Origin of the sequence: Nocardioides abyssi, assembly GCF_030412915.1 — a bacterium.
GTDB lineage: Bacteria > Actinomycetota > Actinomycetes > Propionibacteriales > Nocardioidaceae > Nocardioides > Nocardioides abyssi.
The window spans coordinates 144,099-162,626 of the sequence record NZ_JAUHJR010000002.1 but is presented as its reverse complement, the minus strand read 5'-3'; the positions used below and the strand labels follow the sequence as shown (position 1 = coordinate 162,626).

The window sequence follows — 18,528 nt, the reverse complement described above, 5'->3', positions numbered from 1 at the left end:
ACGGTCACGGCGACGGCGGGTGCTCACCGAGGCAGAAGAGGTTGCCCTCGGGGTCCGCGAGCGTCGTCCAGCGGACCCACGGCACCTCCTCCAGCACGTCCCACTTCCACTCCGCACCGGCTGCGACGAGCCGCTCGACCTCGGCCTCGCGGCTGCCCCACGGCACAGTCAGGTCGAGGTGGAGCCGGTTGCCCGACTCGTCCGAGCGCTGCATGAACATCATCCCGAAGCCGCCCGGGGCGGGCTGCAGGATCACCAGGCCCGGCATGGGCGAGGTGGGGGTGACGCCGAGGACCGTGGACCAGAAGGCCCCCAGCCGCTCGGGGTCGTCGGCGGCGACGTTGACGGCGCCGAGGCTGATTGCTGCCGGGGTCGCGGCTGCGGTGGGCCAGGAGTCGGGTGAGGAGTCGGGTGAGGTCGTCATGAGGGCACGCTAGGACCGACCGCCGACGGTCGACAGGGGGGAGCAGTCTTCCCGGCCGGTCAGCCCAGCGCGGCGGCGACGACCGCCTGTGCCTCCTCCTGGACCCGGGCGAGGTGGTCGGGGCCGCGGAAGGACTCGGCGTACACCTTGTAGACGTCCTCGGTGCCGGACGGGCGGGCGGCGAACCAGGCTGACTCCGTGGTCACCTTGAGCCCGCCGATCGCGGCGCCGTTGCCGGGCGCCTCGGTGAGGGTGGCGGTGATTGGCTCGCCGGCGAGCTCGGTGGCGGTGACGTCGGCGGCGGACAGCTTTGCGAGCGCGGCCTTCTGCTCGCGGGTGGCGGGCGCGTCGATGCGGGCGTACGCCGGCTCGCCGTGCGCCGCGACGAGGTCGCCGTAGTGCTCGGAGGGCGAGCGGCCGGTGCGCGCGACGATCTCGGAGGCGAGCAGCGCGAGAATGATGCCGTCCTTGTCGGTCGTCCACACCCGGCCGTCGCGACGCAGGAACGACGCCCCCGCCGACTCCTCGCCGCCGAAGCCGAACGAGCCGTCGACGAGCCCGGGCACGAACCACTTGAAGCCGACCGGCACCTCCACCATCGGCCGGCCGAGCGAGGCCGCGACCCGGTCGATCATCGAGGACGAGACGAGCGTCTTGCCGATCCGGGCGCCCTCGGGCCAGTCGGGGCGCGCGCCGCCGAAGAGGTGGCCGATGGCGACGGCGAGGAAGTGGTTGGGGTTCATCAGCCCGGCGTCGGGCGTGACGATGCCGTGCCGGTCGGCGTCGGCGTCGTTGCCGGTCGCGACGTCGTAGTCCGCGCGGCGGTCGATGAGCGAGGCCATCGCGTGCGGGGAGGAGCAGTCCATCCGGATCTTGCCGTCCCAGTCCAGCGTCATGAAGCGCCAGGTGGGGTCGACGAGCGGGTTGACGACGGTGAGGTCGAGGCCGTGGCGGTCGGCGATCTCGCCCCAGTACGCCACGGACGCGCCGCCGAGCGGGTCGGCGCCGATCCGCACCCCGGCCGCGCGGATCGCCTCGATGTCGACAACCGCGGGCAGGTCGTCGACGTAGGTGCCCAGGAAGTCGTAGGAGCCGGCCGCGGCCCGCGCCCGGGTGAACGGCACCCGGCGCACCTCGGCCAGACCACCGGCGATGAGCGCGTTGGCGCGGGCGGCGATCGCGGAGGTGGCGTCGCTGTCGGCGGGCCCGCCGTGGGGCGGGTTGTACTTGAACCCGCCGTCGGTGGGCGGGTTGTGCGAGGGCGTCACCACGATGCCGTCGGCCAGGCCGGAGCCGGTGGTGCGGCCGCCGTTGGCGCGCAGGATCGCGTGCGAGACCGCGGGCGTGGGGGTGTAGCCGTCGCGGGAGTCGACCAGCACCGTGACGTCGTTGGCGACGAGCACCTCGAGCGCCGAGGCCCAGGCCGGCTCGGACAGCGCGTGGGTGTCGCGGCCGAGGAACAGCGGTCCGTCGTACCCCTGCTCGCGCCGGTGGTCGCAGATCGCCTGCGTCGTGGCGAGGATGTGGGTCTCGTTGAACGACGTCGACAGCGACGTGCCGCGGTGGCCGCTGGTGCCGAAGGCGACCTGCTGGGTCACGTCGTCGGGGTCGGGGACGTCGGTGAAGTACGCCGTGACGAGGTGTGCCACGTCGACGAGGTCCCGGGGGTCCGCGGGCTGTCCCGCGCGCTGGTCGGCCACGTCGTCATCATTGCCCACGACGCCCCGAAATGAGTCACGGCCGCTGGCGGTTCCCCGCACGTGGGGGGACGACGAGGAGCACCAGCGGCCGGACAGGGACGAATGTACCCGGCGGCCGGCTGGCTGGCCACATCCGGGTCCCGGCGGGTCGGCTCCTAGGATCGGGCGTCATGACCGTGACGTGCACCGTGGCGGACGGCATCGCCCAGGTGCGGTTGGCCCGCCCCGACAAGCTCAACGCGCTGACGCTGCCGATCCTGGCCGAGCTGGCCGCGACCGGCCACCGGCTCCGCAAGGACCGCAGCGTGCGGGCGGTGGTGCTCGCGGGCGAGGGCGACGCGTTCTGCGCCGGCCTCGACTTCGCCCACGTGCTGCGCCGGCCGGCGGCGATCGTGCCGGCGTTCCTGCCGGTGCCGTGGCGCGGGACCAACACCTTTCAGGAGGCGTGCTGGGCCTGGCGGCGGCTGCCCGTGCCGGTCGTGGCCGCGGTGCACGGTCACTGCCTGGGCGGCGGCCTGCAGATCGCGCTTGCCGCGGACTTCCGGGTCGCGGCGCCGGACTCGCGCTGGTCGGTGCTGGAGGGCAAGTGGGGGATCATCCCCGACATGACCGGCATCCGGTCGCTGACCGAGCTGGTCGGCCCGGACACCGCCAAGCTGCTGACGATGACCGCCGACGTGGTCACCGGCAAGGAGGCGCACGACCTCGGGCTGGTCACCGAGCTCGCCCCCGACCCGGTCGAGGCCGCGACCGCGCTCGCCCGCCGGCTCGCCACCCGCTCGCCGGACCAGCTGGCCGCCGCCAAGCGGCTCGTCGAGGGCGCGACCAGCCGCAGCGCCCGGCGCACCTTCGCGCTGGAGCGGCTCGAGCAGGCCCAGCTGCTGTTCCTGCGCAACACCGCGGCGGCCCGCACGGCGGCGTTCAAGGGGGCCACCGCGGCCTTCGGCCCGCGCGTCCGGCGCTGACCCGCGCCGCGCGCCCCTAGGCTCGGCGACCGTGAAGGCCCTGGCCGTGCGCTCCCCGCTGAGCTACCCGCGCACCCTGGTGCTCCTTGCGCTCGCGCTGCTCACCTGGGCGCTCGGCCCGCTCGTCGTGCTGCTCGCGCTGCTGTCGCTCGCCGTGCCCCGCGTCCGGCGCTGGTGGCGCCCCACCTGGCGGGTGGCGGCCGGCTGGGTCGTCGCCGTGCTGGCCGTCGTCGGCGTGGTGGTGGTCGTACCCGACGGCCGGTTGCCGATCCCGCCGGGCGCCGGGGCGCTGGTGACGCCGGGTTACACCGGCCGCCCGTTCGCGGCGCAGCCGATCGGGCTCGACGTCCCGCAGCACCCGTTCCTCGCCCCCAACGGCCTCAGCTCCATGCACCACGACGCCTGGGCCACCGACGCCACCGTCCACCCCGGCCCGCTCGGGGAGTCCCCACGCGTCGAGACCGCATGGTTCGGCCTCGAGGAGTGCGCCACCCTCGCCTTCGACCGTCACGAGCGGCTCGTCGCGCTCTGCGGCGACCTGCAGGGGCCGCGGATGCACGTGCTCGACCCGGACTCGATGCGCCCGCTGGTCAGCAAGCGGCTGCCCGACCGCCCCGACGTCGAGGGCAAGCAGCCGTGGGAGAACCTCTGCGCCGGCGCCTACTTCTACCTCGACGCCGAGGACCGCGCCGTCGTCGCGACCACCGACCGCCGCGTGCTGGTCGTCGCCACCTCCGACGCCGACGGCGACGCGGACCTCACGACCGACGCGACCTACGACCTCGGCGAGCAGGTGCCCGCCGACGACTGCCTGATCGCCGTGCTGCCCGACTGGCAGGGCCGGATCTGGTTCGTCACCCAGGACGGCCGCACCGGCTTCGTCGCGCCCGGCTCCGGCGACGTGGCTGTGCTCGACCTCGAGGAGGAGGTCGCCAACTCCTTCGCCACCGACACCGACGGAGGGGTGTACGTCGTCACGACGGCCGCCCTCTACCGCCTCGAGGTGTCCCCGGCCGGCCAGCCGCGGGTGCGGTGGCGCACGCCGTACGACCGCGGCTCCCGGCTCAAGACCGGCCAGGTCTCCCAGGGCAGCGGCACCACCCCGACGATCCTGCCCGGCGGGGTCGTCGCGATCACCGACAACGCCTTCCCGCGGATGCACGTGCAGATGTACGGCACCCGCCGCGGCCGCCTGATCTGCCAGGAGGCCGTCTTCGGCGACGACGCCAGCGCCACCGACAACTCCCTCGTCTCCGTCGGCACCGGCGTGGTCGTCGAGAACAACGCCGGCTACTCCGGCCCGTGGCGCACGATGCTCGGCCGCTCCACGCCCGGCGGCTTCGCCCGGGTCGACCTGGTGACCGACGAGGACGGCGAGCGCACCTGCGAGACCGTGTGGACCTCCGAGGTCTCCGCGCCCACCTCGGTCGCGAAGCTGTCGCTGGCCACCGGGCTGCTCTACGCCTACGAGAAGCGGTCCAGCCGCTGGGGCGCGAACGCGTGGTACCTCGTCGCGATCGACGCCCGCACCGGCCGCACGGCCTACCGCGTCCGCACCGGGATCGGCTCGCTCTTCAACAACCACTACTCGGCGGTCACGCTGGCCCCCGACGGATCGGCGTACGCCGCCACGCTGGCCGGCATGGTCCGCGTCCGCGACCGCGAGGACTAGTCGCGCGGCTCCTCGTCGCGCTCGCCGGCCCCGTCGTGCTCGGCCCGGGCCTGCTCGTCGCGCTTGCGGCGGCGGCGCACCTCGCCACGGGCGAGGAGGAACGCGAGGGCGACCGGCCAGACGTACCCGAGCACGTCGAGCACCCGCTCCACCCACGCCGGCAGGTCCGGCAGGGAGGGCAGGTCGGGCCAGGGGATGCTCGGCAGGTCGGGCCACGGGATGCGCGGGAGGTCCGGGAACGGGATCGACGGCAGGTCCGGCCAGGGGATCTCGACGTCGGGGAACAGCCGCGCCAGCAGCCCGAGCAGGAGCGGCACCGCGATGACCGCGATCGCGATGCCGGCCTGCCGGGCGGCGTACCGGTTGGGGTGGGCGAGCAGCCGCTGCTCGTGCTGCGCGGCGGGCGAGCCCTCCTCGGGCACCAGGTCGGTGCCGCCGACGCCGGTGATCGCGCCGACGAGGTCGTCGTGGACGGTGGCGCGCCGGGGGTTGCCGAGCGCGCTGAACTTCAGCTTGACCGCGCCGAGGTCGGGGTGGTCGTCGCCGGAGTCGAGCTCGGGGGAGTCCTCGAGGGAGCGCTTCTCGACGACCAGCGCGCCGTCGACGTACCACCGCAGCGTCCGCCGGGCCGATCCCTCGGCCTCCACCCGGTGGTGGCGGCCGTCGATCGTGCGCTCCCAGACCTGCATGCCACCGACGCTAGGTGCGGCGCGCCCCCGGCACATCGGCCGGGGGTCGGTGGTCCTGCGACCTTCGTCTAGGGGTAGCTGACCCCGGTCACGTCCTCGCTGAGCTCCCACAGCCGCCGCTGGGCGACCTCGTCGTGGGAGAGGCGGTTGCTGGAGACGACGCGCGGCGCGCCGGACATCTCCTGCAGCCCGCCCGGGCCGCAGTAGGTCGCGCCGGGCAGGTCGGCGGTCGCGGCCATGATCGTCGGCTGCGCGCCGGCCGCGGCCGACTGGGAGACCCCGCGGATCGCGGCGTCGAGGATCGAGGCGATGCCGCCGGAGGAGCGGCCGTACTGCCCGTTGGCCGCCAGATGGGTGCCCGCGAAGCCGGGGTGCGCGGCGAGCGCCCGCACCGGCAGCTCGGCGCGGCGCATCCGGCGGTCGAGCTCGTAGGTGAACAGCAGGTTGGCGAGCTTGGTCTGCCCGTAGGCCGGCCACCGCGAGTAGCGCCCGTGCTGCACCCGCGGGTCGCCGAGCGGCGCGCTGCGGGCGAACCGGTGGAACTGCGAGCTCACCGCGACGACCCGCCCGTCCGCGCTCGCAACCAGCTGCGGCAGCAGCAGGCCGGTCAATAGGAACGGGCCGAAGTGGTTGGTAGCCATCTGCAGCTCGAGGCCGTCGGCGGTGCGGGAGTACGGCGTGCCCATCACGCCCGCGTTGTTGACCAGCACGTGGATCGGCCCGAGCCCGGCCGCCTCGGCCGCGCCCCGTCGCACCGAGGAGAGGTCGGCGAGGTCGATGACGAGCTTCTCGAGCGAGGCGTGCGGGACCTCCTCGCGGATCGTGCGCTCGGTGTCGTCGAGCTTGGCCTGGGTGCGGCCGGCCAGCACGACGCGCGCGCCGCGGCGGGCCAGCTCGAGCGAGGTGTGGTGGCCCAGGCCGCCGACGCTGGTGCCGGTGACCAGCACGGTGCGGCCGGCCTGGTCCGGTACGTCGGCGAGGGTCCAGGCGTCGGTGGCGGTCACGGGGTGGTTGCCATCTGGGTCAGGACCTGCTGCGCGAGCGCCTCGTCGCCCTCGACCGCCACCCGCTCCGCCGCATCGGGCCGGCGGCCGCCGGCGAGCACGACGAACGTCTCGCGGTCCATCCGCAGGGTCGCGGTGGGGGCGTCGTGGGCGGCGGGCGGGGCGTCGAGCCGCTCGCCGCGGCCCTGCTCGTTGACGACGAACGCCGCCGGGGCGCTGCCCTCGACCTCCACCACCAGCGTGGTGCCCGCGGGCGCGCCGACCCGCTTGGCCAGCACGAAGCCCATGCTCTCCAGCAGGTAGTCGGCCGTGTGCTGCGCCGCCGGGCCGTCCAGCCCGCCGGGGCGGCCGACCGCGCGGCGTACGTCCTGCTCGTGCATCCACACGTCCAGCGGACGGTTGCGCAGCAACGTCTCCCAGCTCCACGGCACGCCGCCGAAGATCCGCTCCGGCTTCGCGCTGCCGTCGGTGGGCGGGTCGGCCAGCAGAGCGGTGTGCCGGGCTGTGGCCGCCTCGCGGATCTCGACGATCAGCTCGTCGGGGGAGGCGGTACGCCGGTTGGCCGGGCCGATCTCGGTGTAGAGCCCCATCATCGACGTCACGTGCGGCGGCTCGCCGACCTCGGCGTGCTCCTCGACCCCGGTCGCCAGCACCTTCTCCAGGTGGGCGACGTGCGCCACCACCGCGCGGACGTCCCAGCCCGCGAGGTCGGTCGGCGTGGACCACTCCTCCTCGGGCAGCCCCTCCAGCAGCGCCGTGAGGTCGTTCACCGCCTGCCACCAGACCTCGACGTACCCCGCCAGCCGCTCCTGATCGCTCACGCGTCGGAGCCTACTGACCGGTCGACGCCGCCCCCGGGTGTGTCCGGGCCTCAGCACGCGTCGCCGAAGCGGACGGCGAGGACGGCGACGTCGTCGGAGGCGGTGGCGGCGTCGAGGTCGGTGAGGACGTGGTCGAGGAAGGTGGCGACGGGCTCGGCGACGTGGCGGCCGGCGGCGTCGGCGAGGCGGGCGAGGCCGACGAGGAGGTCCTCGCCGCGACGCTCGACGAGGCCGTCGGTGTAGAGCAGCAGGGTCGACCCGGGGGCGACGTGGGCGCGGTGGTCGCCGCGGGGAGCGGCGGGCCAGACGCCGAGCATCAGGTCGGGTGTGCTCTCCAGCCAGCGGGTGGAGCCGTCGGGCTCGACGACCAGCGGCGGCGGGTGCCCGGCGTTGGTCCAGCGCACGACGTGGCGGTCGTCGGCGTCCCGCTCGAGCCGCGCGTAGACGAGGGTGGCCATCGCGTCGACGTCGAGGTCGCGGACGGCGCGGTCGAGGCGGGCGACGTTGAGCGACGGGGCGTCGTCGACGGCCCAGGCGATCGCGCGGAGCATGGTGCGCAGCTGCCCCATGACGGCCGCGGCGGCGATGTCGTGGCCGACGACGTCGCCGATCATCAGCGCGGTGACCCCGTCGGGCATGACGACCGCGTCGTACCAGTCGCCGCCCACCTGGTGCCGCTCCGCCGACGGCCGGTAGCGGGCCGCGAGCTGGAGGTGGTCGGGCTGCGGCAGCCGGGGCAGCATCGCGCTCTGCAGGGTCACGAGCGCCTCGTTGCGCTCCTGGTGGAGCCGGCCGCGGACGACGGCCTGGGCGGCGTACGCCGCCATCGCGCGGTACGTCGCCAGGTCGCCGTCGCTGAACGTGCGCGCCTCGGCCCACACCAGCGCCAGCGTGCCGATCTGGCGGCCGCGGACGACCAGCGGCAGGAACATCCGCGCCTCGCCGACCTGGGCGTCGGTGGACAGGTGCGGCCAGCGGGCGTTCTGCTCCGCGACCGTCCCGAACCACAGCGGCGCGCCGTCCTGCAGTGCCAGCCCGACCGGGTTGGTGTCGTCGACGGCCAGCGCGGCGTGGCGGACCGCGGAGGTCCACGGCGAGCCGGCCGGGTCGGGCTCGACGTAGCGCAGCACCGCGGGCGGGGCGCCGTCGCCGTTCCAGGGGCCGGCCGCCGGGAGGTCGGCGCTCGCCGGCCGGCGGTCGTGGTGCAGCCACAGCCCCGCGCGCAGGCAGTCGACCTGCTCCAGCGAGACCCGCTCGACGGCGGCCGCGACCTCGCCGAGGGTCTGGGTGCGGGAGAGCTGCTCGCTCAGCGCCAGCAGCACGCGGCTGCGGCGGGCCAGCTCCTCGGCGTTGCGCTGCCCGGCGACGGCCTCCTCGCGGAGCCGGCGCTGGGCGATCTCGGTGGAGCAGGCGGCGGCCAGGTCGGCGAGGCTGTCGAGCTCGTCCTGCTGCCACGGGTGCGGCCGGTCGTCGATCGCGCACAGCGACCCGACGACCGCGCCGGTGTGGTCGGTCAGCGGCCACCCGGCGTACGCCACCACCCCGAGGTCGGGGATCGCGAGGTTGTCGCGCACCCGGTCGTCGAGCCGCGCGTCGGCGACGACCAGCGGGGCGCGGTCGGCGACGACGTACTGGCAGAAGGAGTGGGACAGCGGCGTCTCGCGCGTGGACTGGTAGGGCGCCGGCAGCCCGACCGCGCCGGGGAAGACCTGCCGGTCGCTCTCCACCAGGGAGACCAGCGCGACGGGCACCCGCAGGGCGCGCCGGACCATCCGCGCGTAGCGGTCGAAGGAGGTGTCCACCTCCGCGGCGCTGGCGGTCGTGCTGCTCGCGGTCATGCGTCCCCTCCCACGGTGCACCCGGCTCGGACGAGCCTACGGACGGTGGGTGAGGATGGACGCATGCGCGTGCGTGCTCCCGAGCTGGTCGGTCGCGGCTGGCTCAACACCGACGGCCCGGTCCGCCTCGCCGACCTCCGTGGCCGCTTCGTCCTGCTGGACTTCTGGACCTTCTGCTGCATCAACTGCCTGCACGTCCTCGACGAGCTCAAGCCGGTCGAGGAGAAGCACGCCGACGAGCTGGTGGTCATCGGCGTGCACTCCCCGAAGTTCGCCCACGAGGCCGACCCGGACGCCCTGCGCGCCGCGGTCGAGCGCTACTCGGTCACCCACCCCGTGCTCGACGACCCCGAGCTGGTGACCTGGCAGGCCTACACCGCCCGCGCGTGGCCGACACTCGTGCTGGTCGACCCCGAGGGCTACGTGGTGGGGCAGTACGCCGGCGAGGGCCACGCCCACGCGATCGACGCGCTCCTGACCCAGCTGGTCGAGGAGCACCGCGCGAAGGGCACCCTCCAGCCCGGCGACTCGCCGTACGTCCCGCCCGTCGTCGAGCCCACCGACCTGCGCTTCCCCGCCTCCGCCGTGCCGCTGCCCGACGGGCGGGTGCTCGTCGCGGACGCCGGCCACGACGAGGTCGTCGAGCTGTCCGCGGACGGCGAGGTGCTGCGCCGGGTCGGGGGCTTCCGCGAGCCCAACGGCCTGTGCCTGCTGCCCGCAGACGTGGCGGCCGAGGTGGGGTACGACGTCGTGGTCGCCGACACCGTCGGCCACCGGCTCCACGGACTGGCGCTCGCCGACGGCTCGACCCGCGTGCTCGCCGGCGACGGCCAGCAGCTGATGCCCGGCGACGGCAGCGACCGGCTCTCCAGCCCGTGGGACGTCGCCTGGTGGCGCGACCGGGTCTGGGTGGCCATGGCGGGCATCCACCAGCTGTGGACCTTCGACCCGCGCACCGGCACCGCCGAGGTCGCCGCCGGCACCGCCAACGAGGGCCTGCTCGACGGGCCCGCCCCCGAGGCGTGGCTCGCGCAGACCTCGCGGCTCGCCCCCGACGGCGACCGGCTGTGGCTCGCCGACAGCGAGACCTCGTCGGTCCGCTGGGTCGACGCCTCCGGGCCCGCGCTCGAGGTCCGCACGGCGGTCGGGACCGGCCTGTTCGACTTCGGCTTCCGCGACGGCCCCGCCGACCAGGCGCTGCTCCAGCACCCGCTCGGCGTGACCGTGCTGCCCGACGGCTCGGTCGCGGTCTGCGACACCTACAACGGAGCGGTCCGCCGCATCGCGGTCACCGATGGGTCGCCCGGCGAGGTCACGACGCTCGCCACCGGGCTCGCCGAGCCGTCCGCGGCGTACGTCGACGGGGCCGACATGGTCGTCGTCGAGTCCGGCGCCCACCGGCTCACCCGCGTGCCGCTCGGCGGCGCCGGCACCGGCACCGAGGGCTTCGCCCACACCACCCAGCGGCCGGTCACCGAGGTGCCCGCGACCCTCGAGCTGGTCGTGTCGTTCACGCCGCCGCCCGGCCAGAAGGTCGACGACCGGTTCGGCCCGCCCTCGCAGCTGATGGTCGAGGCCACCCCGCCGCAGCTGGTCCGCGAGGGTGCCGGCCGCGGCACCGACCTGACCCGCACGATCGTGCTGGACCCCCACGTCGGCGACGGCGTGCTCCACGTGGCGGCCCGCGCCGCCTCGTGCGACGCCGCCGGCGGCGAGGGGGCGGCCTGCCACCTGCACCAGCAGGACTGGGGCGTCCCCGTCCGGGTCGTTGCCGACGCCGACGGCCGGCTCGTCCTGCCGCTGGGCGGCGTCGAGGGCTGAGCCGGCCGGCCGGGTGTCGGGGTCACCGGTTAACCGGTGACTCCTGCACATCTCGGGGCGAATCTGCCCCGATATGTGCAGGACTGCCCTGGTGGGTGGGGCGGATGGGGCAGGAGGGACCCTCGCCGGCACGGCCTGACCGCCCGATCGCCCGCCCGACCGCCCGACCGCCCGCTCGACCACCCGGCCGGAGATCAGCCGCCGGTCGCCAGCCGGACGGCGATGAGCAGCATGACGACGCCGATCAGCACGTCGAGCACCTGCCAGGCGCGGGAGCTGGCGAGGAACCGGGCGAGCAGGCGGGCGCCGTAGCCCAGCCCGCTGAACCACAGCACGCTCGCCAGGCACGCCCCGACCGCGAACCACCAGCGCCCGCCGGACCCGTGCGTCGCCGCCACCGAGCCGAGCAGCAGCACGGTGTCGAGGTAGACGTGGGGGTTGAGCCAGGTCAGGGCGAGCGCCCGCAGCGCGGCGGACCGGCGCGAGAGCCGCGCGCCGCCGGTGGCGGCCAGGGCGTCGGGGCGTCGGGCGCGGAGCAGCGAGGAGACGCCGTACCAGGTCAGGAACGCCACGCCCAGCCACCGCACCACGTCGATGGCGGTCGGCGCCTGCTCGACGATCGCGCCGATCCCGGCGACGCCGGCAAGGATCAGGACCAGGTCGGAGATCGCGCAGATCGCGACCACCAGCCCGACGTGGTCGCGAGCCAGGCCCTGGCGCAGCACGTAGGCGTTCTGCGCGCCGATCGCAATGATGAGCGCGAGGCCGGTCGCGGTGCCGGTCAGGAGGTGGTCCACGACCCGAACGCTACGGTCGGGACCGCCTGCAGACCAGCGAAGGAAACTGCATGACCTGAAGCCACGCTTAAGGCGACGCGCCTACCCTCGGACCATGCACCTCGACCCCGCCTGGCTCGCGGCGCTGACCGCCATCGCCGACCACGGCACGTTCGACGCCGCGGCCCGCCACCTGCACCTCACCCCGAGCGCCGTCAGCCAGCGGATCCGGGCGCTCGAGTCGGAGGTCGGCCAGGTCGTCGTACGACGCACGGTGCCGGCCGAGCCCACCGGTGCCGGCGAGGCGCTGCTCCGGCTCGCGCGGCAGACGACGCTGCTGCACCAGGAGGCGCTGCGCGAGCTGGGCGGCGACGAGGGCGGGGTCGCCCGCCTGCCGGTGGCGGTCAACGCCGACTCCCTGGCCACCTGGTTCCACGACGTCCTCGGTGCGGTCGCCGACCGCGGCGACGCCGCCCTCCAGCTGCACGTGCTCGACCAGGCGTGGTCGGCCGACCTGCTGCGCGCCGGCACCGTGCTCGCCGCGGTCACCAGCGACCCGCTGGCGGTCCAGGGGTGCTCGGTCGAGCCCCTCGGCACCCTGAGGTACGCCGCGGCAGCGGCGCCGTCGCTGGCCGAGCGGCACCGCCGGGGTCGTGGCGTCGACTGGGCGGCGATGCCGGTGGTGGTCTTCGACGACAAGGACGCGCTGCAGCACGAGCTGCTCAGAGGCCGCGGCCTCGGGCTGCCGCCGGTGGTGCACCGGGTGCCGACGTCGGCCGACTTCCTCGAGGCGGTCCGCCTCGGGCTGGGGTGGGGTGCCCTCCCGGAGCCGCAGCTGCTGCCCGACCTCGAGGCGGGCCGGCTGGTGCGGCTCGACGCGCGCCGGCACCTCGACGTACCCCTGCACTGGCAGCGGTGGCGGCTCCGCTCGGCCCTGCTCGACACGCTCTCCGACGACGTCCGCCGGGCCGCCCGCCGCGTCCTGCGATAGCGGCCTCGAGCACGCCCAAGCGCGACCCGAGCACGCCCGGACACGACACCGCCCCCGGTCCCACGAAGGGGCCGGGGGCGGCGTGCGTGCCGTCAGGCGTGGATCAGAACGCGGACTCGTCGAGGTCCATGAGCGAGAGGTCGGTCGCCTCGGCGATCGCCCGCTCGGCGCTCACGCGCGGCAGGTTGGTGGCGGCGAAGAACTGCGCCGCCGCGACCTTGCCCTCGTAGAACGCCTGGTCCTTGCCAGCGTCGCCGCCGAGCTTCTCCAGCGCGACCTCGGCCTGGCGCAGCAGCAGCCAGGCGCAGACCACGTCACCGAGCGCCATGAGCAGGCGCGTGGTGTTGAGGCCGACCTTGTAGATGTTGCGCAGCTCGTCCTGCGCCGACATCAGGTCGTTGATGAGGTGGCCGACCATCGCGTTGGCGTCGTCGAGCGCGGTCGCGAGCAGCTGGCGCTCGTTCTTCAGGCGCCCGTTGCCGGCCTCGCTGTCGATGAACTTCTGGATCTCGCCCGCGATGTGGCCCAGGGCGCGGCCCTGGTCCTTGACGATCTTGCGGAAGAAGAAGTCCTGGCCCTGGATCGCCGTGGTGCCCTCGTAGAGGGTGTCGATCTTGGCGTCGCGGACGTACTGCTCGATCGGGTACTCCTGCAGGAAGCCGGAGCCGCCGAAGGTCTGCAGCGACTCGGTGCCCAGCAGCACCCACGAGCGCTCCGAGCCGTAGCCCTTGACGATCGGGAGCAGCAGGTCGTTGACGGCCTCGGCGAGCTTGGTCTCGTCGCTGTCCATCTGGCCGGTGTGCTGCGCGAGCTGCACCTTGTCCTGCCAGCTGGCGGTGTAGAGCACCAGCGAGCGCATCGCCTCGGCGAAGGACTTCTGCACCATCAGCGAGCGGCGCACGTCGGGGTGGTGGGTGATCGTGACGCGCGGGGCGGTCTTGTCCGAGGCCTGCGACAGGTCGGCGCCCTGGACGCGGGACTTGGCGTAGTCCAGCGCGTTGAGGTAGCCGGTCGACAGGGTCGCGATCGCCTTGGTGCCGACGAGCATGCGGGCGTTCTCGATGACCTGGAACATCTGCGCGATGCCGTCGTGGACCTCACCGAGCAGCCAGCCACGGGCCGGCTCGCCGCCACCGACGGAGGTGTCACCGAAGGTGACCTCGCAGGTGTTGGAGACCTTGATGCCCATCTTGTGCTCGACGTTGGTGACGTAGACGCCGTTGCGCTCGCCGGTCAGCTCGCCGGTCTCGACGTCGAAGTGGTGCTTGGGGACGAGGAAGAGCGACAGGCCCTTGGTGCCCGGGCCGCCCGCACCCTCGACGCCCACGGGGCGCGCGAGCGTGAGGTGCATGATGTTCTCGCTCATGTCGTGCTCACCGGACGTGATGAAGCGCTTGACGCCCTCGATGTTCCAGGTGCCGTCCTCGTTGGGGGTGGCCTTGGTGCGGCCGGCGCCGACGTCGGAGCCCGCGTCGGGCTCGGTCAGCACCATCGTGGCGCCCCACTGGCGCTCGATCATGTGCGAGGCGATCTTCTTGTCGCGGTCGTTGCCGTTGCGGTGGACGATGTCGGCGAACGACGGGCCGGCGGCGTACATCCACACCGGGGCGTTGGCGCCGAGCACCATCTCGCCGATCGCCCACACGAGGCTCGAGGGGGCCGGCGTGCCGCCGAGCTCCTCGCTGATCTGCAGGCGCCAGTACTCGGAGTCCATCCAGGCCTGGTAGCTCTTCTGGAACGACTCCGGCACGGGGGCGGTGTGCGTGGCCGGGTCGAAGACCGGCGGGTTGCGGTCGCTGTCCTCGAAGGAGGCCGCCAGGTCCTCGCGGGCGAGCCGGTCGACCTCGGCGAGGATCGCGCGGGCCGTCTCGGAGTCCACCTCGGCGAACGGGCCGGTGCCGAGGACCTCGTCGCGGCCCAGGACCTCGAAGAGGTTGAACTCGATGTCGCGGAGGTTGCTCTTGTAGTGGCTCACTGCTCCACCTTCGTCTCGTGAGATGTGTCCGGGGCTGGCCAGGGGATGGACGTACCGGTGGGTACTACTGGTCAGTAACTTCCATGGTAGGCCCGGTCCCCGGGGCGTGCAAGCGAACGACGCAGGCCGGCCGGGGTGGTGCGCACCACGCCGTGCTGGTTGATTAAGTCGACTGAAACACGCGAATAACGTGTTACGGTCTGCGAAGTCCATGTCCGCTCGGTGGTGGTGCAACCACCGAGAGACCACCAGGGGTTCCCCATGCGCAAGCTCATCGTCCTCGGGGTCGTCGGCCTCCTCGCCCAGCTGATCGACGGCTCGTTGGGGATGGCGTACGGCGTCACGTCGTCCACGCTCCTCCTCGCGGCAGGGGTCGCCCCGGCTGCGGCGTCGGCCGCGGTCCACTTCTCCGAGATCGGGACCTCGCTGGTCTCCGGCTTCTCCCACCACAAGCTCGGCAACGTCGACTGGCGGACCGTCTCGATCCTGGCCGTGCCGGGCTTCGTCGGCGCCTTCGCCGGCGCGACGTTCCTCTCCAACCTCGACGGCGACTCCGCCAAGCCGTGGGTCGCCGGCATCCTGCTCGGCCTCGGCATCTACGTCATCTGGCGCTTCCTGGTGCTCGGCGGCCGCCGCCCCACCTTCAAGTCGCGCCCCTCGGCCGGCATGCTCGCGCCGATGGGCCTGGTCGGCGGCGCGCTCGACGCGGTCGGCGGCGGCGGCTGGGGCCCGGTCGGCACCACCACGCTGCTCTCCTCGGGCCGCCTCGAGCCCCGCAAGGTCGTCGGCTCGATCGACACCTCGGAGTTCGTCGTCGCCGTCGGTGGCTCGCTCGGCTTCATCCTCGCCCTCGGCTCGCAGGGCATCGAGTGGGCGTACGCCGGCGCGCTGCTCGCCGGTGGCGTCGTCGCCGCCCCGATCGCCGCCTGGCTGGTCCGCAAGCTCGCCGCCCGCGTGCTGGGCGTCGCCGCGGGCGGCCTCATCGTGCTGACCAACTCCAAGACGATCGCCGAGTCGCTCGGCGCCTCCGGCACCACCGTCGGCCTGATCGCCGCCGTGCTCTTCGTCGCCTGGGTGACCGGCATCGCGTGGGCGGTCAAGCAGGAGCGCCTGGCCCGGGCGCTCGAGGCGCAGCGGGGCGACGAGCCGGAGCTCGCGCCGGTCGGCTGAGGCCCGCCCGTCGGCGTTCCTGTGGACGCCCGCGCGGGGGCCGGCTGGGAGGAGTCGAGTGTCTGGATCGACTTCTCTGCCACACTGGCCCCATGCGCGTCTCCGCCAAGTCCGACTACGCCCTGCGTGCGCTGATCGAGATGGCCTCCCGCGCGGACGGCAAGGCGGTGAGCGCGGAGGAGCTGGGTCGCCTGCAGGAGATCCCGCACGGCTTCCTCCAGGCGATCCTCGCCGACCTCCGCCGCGCCGGCGTCGTCATCTCCCAGCGCGGCCAGTCCGGAGGGTGGCGGATGGGGCGCCCGGCCACCGACGTGTCGGTCGCCGACGTCATCCGGGCCGTCGACGGGCCGCTCGTGTCGGTCTACGGCCTGCGCCCGGAGGCCGTCACCTACAACGAGTCGGCCGAGGTGCTCCAGCACGTCTGGATCGCCGCCCGCCGCTCGCTGCGCGACGTCTTCGAGCAGACCTCGATCCAGGCGCTCGCCGACGGCAAGCTGCCCAAGGCGGTCACCTCGCGCACCGCCGACGAGGACGCCTGGCAGCCGCACTAGAACGTGTTCTCGTTCCGCCCTACGATGCCCGGATGATCACCTCCGACGCCATCGTCTGGAACGCCCCGAACGACCCGCACCCCGCCCGCGCCGCCTCGCAGCGCTCCTACTCCGCCGTCGCCAAGGGCGACCTCGCGGAGTGGCTGACGGTCTACGCCGAGGACGCCGTGCTCGAGGACCCGGTCGGGCCGTCGATGTTCGACCCCGAGGGTCGGGGCCACCACGGCCACGCCGGCATCTCGGCGTTCTGGGAGAAGGCGATCGCGCCGATCGACCGCTTCGAGTTCACCATCGAGCAGTCGATGGCCAACGGCAGCACCTGCGCCAACGTCGGCCGCATCCGCACGTCGTTCGCCGACGGCAGCCACACCACCACCGAGCTGGTGATGGTCTACGTCGTGCACCAGGACGGGCGGGTCGCCTCGATGAAGGCCTACTGGGAGCCCGAGCGGACGATGGCGAGCTTCACCGCGGCGTCCTGAGCCGCCGCGGCCCGGCCGCTCAGACGGTGGTGTGGCGGGCGACCCACTCCACGAGCGGCCGCAGGGCGCGCCAGTCCTCGCGCACCACGTCGAGCAGCTCGGAGGTGTGGATGACCGGCTCGAAGCCGATGACGTGCCCGAGGCTCAGCGAGCGGTGGCGCAGCAGGTCGATGCGCGGGTGGTCGACGTCGTACCCCCGCGGGGAGGTCTTCAGGCGGTCACCGCCGCGCTCCCACCCGGCCGCCTCCAGCTCACCGACCATCGCCTCGAGCTCGGCGCCGAGCTGGTCGTGGTCGACGGCGCCGCGGTACGCCGCCAGCCGCCCCGCGCTCGCCTCGTAGAACCCGCCGCCGGTCCGCACGCCGCGCGGTGACACCTCGACGTACCAGCCGGTCGACTCCGCGGCTCGGACGAACGCGCCCTGGTGGGTCTTGAACGGCGTCTTGTCCTTGGCGAACCGCACGTCGCGGTGCGGGCGGAACACCTTGGCGGCACCGAACTCCGGCTCGAGCGCCGCGCACAGCGCCTCGACCGGCGCGCGGACCTGCGTGAGGTAGGTGTCCTTGTGCTTCTCCCAGAACGACCGGGTGTTGTCCACCTCGAGGTCGTCGTAGAAGTCGAGCGCCGCGACGGGGATGCCCGCGAACGGGCCCTGCGCCGGTGACGTGGAGGACGGTGACATGGAGCGGATGACGAGACTCGAACTCGCGACATCGACCTTGGGAAGGTCGCGCTCTACCAACTGAGCTACATCCGCATGCCGGGTGCGACCCGACGGCGTGGAGTCTAGGGGATCACTCGCCGCCGGGTGAGACCACCCGGCCGATGGTGGGGAACTTCGGCTCGACGGTGTCGCCGGAGGACCGGCCGGTGAGGCGGCGGTGGATCCAGGGGGCCAGGTAGCCGCGGGTCCAGGCCGCGTCGGCCCGGAGCCGCTCGCGGCGGCTGAGCGTCGGCAGGTCGGGCAGTGGCAGCGGCTGCAGGTCGTGCGCGACGCCGAGCGCGTCGAGGACCATCATCGCGGTGAGCTGGTGGCCGGCCGGGCCGAGGTGCATCCGGTCGACGTCCCACAGGCGGGGGTCGTTGGCGGTCACGCCGTGGGGGAGCCGCTGCGCGACGCGCCAGGAGTCGGCGATCGTCGCGCCGTGGCGGTCGGCGATGGCCCGGACGTGCTCGTTGTAGAGCGCGAACCGGCCGCGGATGGGGGCGTAGATGCCCCCGCTGCCGGGGTCGAACGCGGTGAACAGCACGACGCGGGCGCCGGAGGAGGCGAGCTTGCCGACGGCGACGTCGTACTCCTCCGCGAGCGCGTCGAGGTCGACCGTGGGCCGCACGATGTCGTTGGCGCCGGCGTAGACCGTGACCAGGTCGGGCTGGAGGGCGAGCGCCGGCTCGACCTGCTCGGCGATGATCGCGGTCAGCTTGCGGCCGCGGATGGCGAGGTTGGCGTAGCCGAAGTCCGGGTCGCGGGTGGCGAGCACCTCCGCGACGCGGTCGGCCCAGCCGCGCAGGCCGTTGGGGCGGGTGGGGTCGGGGTCGCCGACCCCTTCGGTGAAGGAGTCGCCGAGCGCGACGTACCGCGAGAACGCCATGCCACCATTCTCCGCCCGGGCCGTCCCGAGGAGCGGGCGGGGGCCGCAGCGGCCGGT

At 74.0% G+C, this 18,528-nt stretch carries 17 protein-coding genes and 1 tRNA gene; 7 read left to right on the top strand and 11 right to left on the bottom strand.

Going from position 1 to position 18,528, the window contains the following annotated elements; translation table 11 throughout:
• Positions 1-4: 4 nt before the first annotated feature.
• Both QWY29_RS05855 and pgm read right to left on the bottom strand, forming a co-directional pair.
• Positions 5-424: a VOC family protein gene (locus QWY29_RS05855; protein ID WP_300959759.1), complete on the bottom strand. Its 420-nt coding sequence runs from the start codon at positions 422-424 to the stop codon at positions 5-7.
• A 59-nt stretch (positions 425-483) separates the two neighbouring features.
• Complete coding sequence (gene pgm / locus QWY29_RS05850) at positions 484-2,124, bottom strand: phosphoglucomutase (alpha-D-glucose-1,6-bisphosphate-dependent) (protein ID WP_300959758.1); 1,641 nt, start codon at positions 2,122-2,124, stop codon at positions 484-486.
• 170 nt (positions 2,125-2,294) lie between these two features.
• Between pgm and QWY29_RS05845 the strand changes: the two genes are divergently transcribed.
• Both QWY29_RS05845 and QWY29_RS05840 read left to right on the top strand, forming a co-directional pair.
• Positions 2,295-3,089, top strand: coding sequence for a crotonase/enoyl-CoA hydratase family protein (locus tag QWY29_RS05845; protein WP_300959757.1), 795 nt, complete (start codon positions 2,295-2,297; stop codon positions 3,087-3,089).
• Positions 3,090-3,120: 31 nt separating this feature from the next.
• A complete protein-coding gene (locus QWY29_RS05840; protein WP_300959756.1) occupies positions 3,121-4,761 on the top strand; it encodes a hypothetical protein in 1,641 nt (546 codons plus the stop codon).
• Here the strand turns inward: QWY29_RS05840 and QWY29_RS05835 are convergent.
• The 4 genes from QWY29_RS05835 to QWY29_RS05820 all read right to left on the bottom strand — a co-directional run bounded on the left by QWY29_RS05835 (position 4,758) and on the right by QWY29_RS05820 (position 9,113).
• On the bottom strand, positions 4,758-5,450 hold the full coding sequence (locus tag QWY29_RS05835) for a hypothetical protein (RefSeq protein WP_300959755.1): 693 nt from the start codon (positions 5,448-5,450) through the stop codon (positions 4,758-4,760). The two genes, QWY29_RS05840 and QWY29_RS05835, sit on opposite strands and share 4 nt — an antisense overlap.
• 68 nt (positions 5,451-5,518) lie before the next feature.
• Positions 5,519-6,454: an oxidoreductase gene (locus QWY29_RS05830; RefSeq protein WP_300959754.1), complete on the bottom strand. Its 936-nt coding sequence runs from the start codon at positions 6,452-6,454 to the stop codon at positions 5,519-5,521.
• The gene (locus QWY29_RS05825) at positions 6,451-7,275 is read right to left on the bottom strand and encodes a maleylpyruvate isomerase family mycothiol-dependent enzyme (protein WP_300959753.1); all 825 of its coding nucleotides are present in this window, start codon (positions 7,273-7,275) and stop codon (positions 6,451-6,453) included. The genes QWY29_RS05830 and QWY29_RS05825 overlap by 4 nt, the downstream gene beginning before the upstream one ends.
• Before the next feature lie 50 nt (positions 7,276-7,325).
• Positions 7,326-9,113, bottom strand: coding sequence for a GAF domain-containing SpoIIE family protein phosphatase (locus QWY29_RS05820; protein ID WP_300959752.1), 1,788 nt, complete (start codon positions 9,111-9,113; stop codon positions 7,326-7,328).
• A 63-nt stretch (positions 9,114-9,176) separates the two neighbouring features.
• Here QWY29_RS05820 and QWY29_RS05815 point away from each other — a divergent pair, with 63 nt between their 5' ends.
• On the top strand, positions 9,177-10,934 hold the full coding sequence (locus QWY29_RS05815) for a thioredoxin-like domain-containing protein (protein ID WP_300959751.1): 1,758 nt from the start codon (positions 9,177-9,179) through the stop codon (positions 10,932-10,934).
• Positions 10,935-11,128: 194 nt separating this feature from the next.
• Here QWY29_RS05815 and QWY29_RS05810 read toward each other — a convergent pair whose 3' ends face one another.
• Entirely contained in the window at positions 11,129-11,731 is a 603-nt protein-coding gene (locus QWY29_RS05810; protein ID WP_300959750.1) for a LysE/ArgO family amino acid transporter, read from the bottom strand.
• Between the two features lie 94 nt (positions 11,732-11,825).
• Here QWY29_RS05810 and QWY29_RS05805 point away from each other — a divergent pair, with 94 nt between their 5' ends.
• Positions 11,826-12,701: a LysR family transcriptional regulator ArgP gene (locus tag QWY29_RS05805; protein ID WP_300959749.1), complete on the top strand. Its 876-nt coding sequence runs from the start codon at positions 11,826-11,828 to the stop codon at positions 12,699-12,701.
• Positions 12,702-12,804: 103 nt separating this feature from the next.
• Here QWY29_RS05805 and QWY29_RS05800 read toward each other — a convergent pair whose 3' ends face one another.
• Complete coding sequence (locus QWY29_RS05800; protein WP_300959748.1) at positions 12,805-14,676, bottom strand: acyl-CoA dehydrogenase; 1,872 nt, start codon at positions 14,674-14,676, stop codon at positions 12,805-12,807.
• 261 nt (positions 14,677-14,937) lie between these two features.
• Here QWY29_RS05800 and QWY29_RS05795 point away from each other — a divergent pair, with 261 nt between their 5' ends.
• The 3 genes from QWY29_RS05795 (at position 14,938) to QWY29_RS05785 (ending at position 16,879) form a co-directional block, all read left to right on the top strand.
• Positions 14,938-15,846: a sulfite exporter TauE/SafE family protein gene (locus tag QWY29_RS05795; RefSeq protein WP_300959747.1), complete on the top strand. Its 909-nt coding sequence runs from the start codon at positions 14,938-14,940 to the stop codon at positions 15,844-15,846.
• A 92-nt stretch (positions 15,847-15,938) separates the two neighbouring features.
• Positions 15,939-16,397: an RrF2 family transcriptional regulator gene (locus QWY29_RS05790; RefSeq protein WP_300959746.1), complete on the top strand. Its 459-nt coding sequence runs from the start codon at positions 15,939-15,941 to the stop codon at positions 16,395-16,397.
• 32 nt (positions 16,398-16,429) lie between these two features.
• Positions 16,430-16,879, top strand: a complete 450-nt coding sequence (locus QWY29_RS05785) for a nuclear transport factor 2 family protein (protein ID WP_300959745.1) — start codon at positions 16,430-16,432, stop codon at positions 16,877-16,879.
• A 19-nt stretch (positions 16,880-16,898) separates the two neighbouring features.
• Here QWY29_RS05785 and QWY29_RS05780 read toward each other — a convergent pair whose 3' ends face one another.
• The 3 genes from QWY29_RS05780 to QWY29_RS05770 all read right to left on the bottom strand — a co-directional run bounded on the left by QWY29_RS05780 (position 16,899) and on the right by QWY29_RS05770 (position 18,471).
• Complete coding sequence (locus QWY29_RS05780; protein WP_300959744.1) at positions 16,899-17,561, bottom strand: DUF2461 domain-containing protein; 663 nt, start codon at positions 17,559-17,561, stop codon at positions 16,899-16,901.
• Positions 17,561-17,636 (bottom strand) — tRNA-Gly (locus QWY29_RS05775). The genes QWY29_RS05780 and QWY29_RS05775 overlap by 1 nt, the downstream gene beginning before the upstream one ends.
• Before the next feature lie 37 nt (positions 17,637-17,673).
• Positions 17,674-18,471: an SGNH/GDSL hydrolase family protein gene (locus QWY29_RS05770; RefSeq protein WP_300959743.1), complete on the bottom strand. Its 798-nt coding sequence runs from the start codon at positions 18,469-18,471 to the stop codon at positions 17,674-17,676.
• Positions 18,472-18,528: the final 57 nt, after the last annotated feature.